Below are 2,444 nucleotides of genomic sequence, written 5' to 3'. Positions count from 1 at the left end.
CAGCCGAGGAGCAGCCGGCTCCCGCCGCCGAGGACGAGCAGCCCGCGGCCGACGCTTCGGCCGAGCAGACCGCCGTTGAGGCCCCGCTCGCCGAGGACGCGCAACCGCTGCCCGAAGCACCGACCACCCAGGACACCCAGCAGCCGGCGGAACCGCAGGACGGGCAGGAGCCGCAGTCGGCCGAGACCCCGGCAGCGGAAACCGAGGGGCCGCAGCCGGCCGACGCCGCCGAGCCGGTCGCTGCCGATGCCGATGCGGCCCCGGCCGAGCCCCAGCCTGACGAGCCCTCGGCGACGGAGCCCGCACCGGCCGAGCCGGAGGCGGCCGTCGCGGAGGAGCCCGCCGCCGAGCAGGCAGCCGCCCAGGAAGCCGCCGCCGAAGAGGCGCTGACCTCGGAGTCCGGGCAGGCCGAGCCCGAGCCCGAGCACCCGCAGCCCCCCGCACAGGGCCCCCAGGCCACCGAGCCGGTCGCCCCCGCCGCGGACGCCGCCGAGCAGGCCCCCGACACCGCCGCTCCTGCGTCGCAGACCGAGGCGGAGGCCGCGGACGTAACCGTGGAAACGCAGGAGGCGGACCAGCCCGGCGAGGCCGTTCCCGCCGAGCCCGCCGTCGTCGAGGAGTCCCCCGTCGAGGAGTCGCCCGTCGAGTCGCCCGCCGACGACTCCGCCGTCGCGCAGCCCGCTGCCCCGGTCGACGTCGACGCCGTGACCGCCGACGCCCCCGTGGCCGTGACGCGGTCCCCGCTCGACGCGCCCCAGGGCGCCGTCCTCCAGCCCGCGGCGGGGACCCCGGCCGACGCCCCGCACGCAGCCGACGTGGCCCAGGAGCCTGGGACCGAACAGCCGATGGGTGAGTTCGTGCCGGTGGACGGCTCGGTGCCGACCACCCCGCACCTGGCCCCGACCCCGCCTCAGGGCATGGTCGTACCGCCGCTGCCCGCCGACGACCGGTCGGCACCCGCCGTCGCGGCGGCGCCCGGCGAGGCCGCTGACGAGGCACCGGAGCAGGAGCCGCAGGCGGAACCCGTCGCCATGGTCCCCGCTCCCCGCGACTCCGAGGCCGAGGCCGAGGCCGAGACGATCGTCGTAGCGCAGCCGGTCGCCGCCGCGGCCGAGGCGCATCCCGACGTCGTCCAGAACGCGGAGGACCTGGACACCAGGGCCGCCGACCAGGAGGACGGCGAGGAGGCCGAGGCAGTGGAAGCAGCCGACGAGAGCGTGGCCGTGGTGGACGAGGCGCCCGAAGAGGCAGAGGCGCGGCAGCCCGCCGGCCCGGCCGCGCCGCCCTACGACGACGCCGAGCGCGAGGCCGTCCTCAAGGTCATGCGCGAGCGCCGCGACATCCGCAACGGCTTCCGCAGCGACCCCATCCCGCACGACGTCCTGCTCCGCGTCCTGGAGGCCGCCCACACGGCACCCTCCGTGGGCCACTCCCAGCCGTGGGACTTCGTCGTCATCCGCTCCGCCGAGACCCGTCGGACCATGCACGAACTGGCCCAGCGCCAGCGTGAGGCGTACGCCAAGTCGCTGCCCAAGGGCCGGGCGAAGCAGTTCAAGGAACTGAAGATCGAGGCCATCCTCGACACCCCGGTGAACATCGTGGTCACCGCCGACCCGACGCGCGGCGGCCGGCACACCCTGGGCCGCCACACCCAGCCGCAGATGGCCCCGTACTCCTCGGCCCTGGCCGTCGAGAACCTGTGGCTCGCGGCCCGCGCCGAGGGCCTCGGCGTCGGCTGGGTCAGCTTCTTCGACGAGCGCGAGATGGTCCGCGCCCTCGGCCTGCCCGAGCACCTGGAGGTCGTGGCGTACCTGTGCGTCGGGTACGTCGACGAGTTCCCGGCGGAACCCGAGCTGATGCAGGCGGGCTGGGCCAAGCGCCGCCCGCTGTCCTGGGTCGTCCACGAGGAGACGTACGGCCGTCGCGCGCTGCCCGGTGCCGAGCCGCACGACCTGCTCGCCGAGACCGTCGCCGGGATCCGCCCGCTGGACGCCAAGGCGCTCGGCGAGGCGTGGGAGCGGCAGAAGCGCATGACCAAGCCGGCCGGCGCGCTCGGCATGCTGGAGATCATCTCCGCCCAGCTGTCAGGCCTGTCCCGCCAGTGCCCGCCGCCGATCCCGGAGCCCGCGGCCGTCGCGATCTTCGCCGGGGACCACGGCGTCCACGCCCAGGGCGTCACCCCGTGGCCGCAGGAGGTCACGGGCCAGATGGTCGCCAACTTCCTCGGCGGGGGAGCGGTCTGCAACGCCTTCGCCAACCAGGTGGGCGCCGAGGTGTGCGTCGTGGACGTGGGTGTGGCGAGCGACCTGCCCGCGACCCCCGGTCTGCTGCCGCGCAAGGTGCGCGCCGGTACGTCCGACATGACCACCGGTCCCGCGATGACCCGCGAGGAGGCCAAGAAGGCCATCGAGGTCGGCATCGAGACGGCCCGCGACCTGGTCGCC

General features: G+C 75.9%; 1 protein-coding gene. It reads left to right on the top strand.

Annotated elements, in window-relative coordinates; translation table 11 throughout:
* Nucleotides 1-2,444, top strand: a 2,444-nt coding sequence (gene bluB / locus AOK15_RS40935; RefSeq protein WP_240508835.1) for a 5,6-dimethylbenzimidazole synthase, incomplete at both ends; no start/stop codon positions are given.

Source organism: Streptomyces ossamyceticus (genome assembly GCF_001418475.1).
Taxonomy (GTDB): Bacteria; Actinomycetota; Actinomycetes; order Streptomycetales; family Streptomycetaceae; genus Streptomyces; species Streptomyces ossamyceticus.
This window is presented reverse-complemented; position numbering and strand designations above follow the sequence as displayed.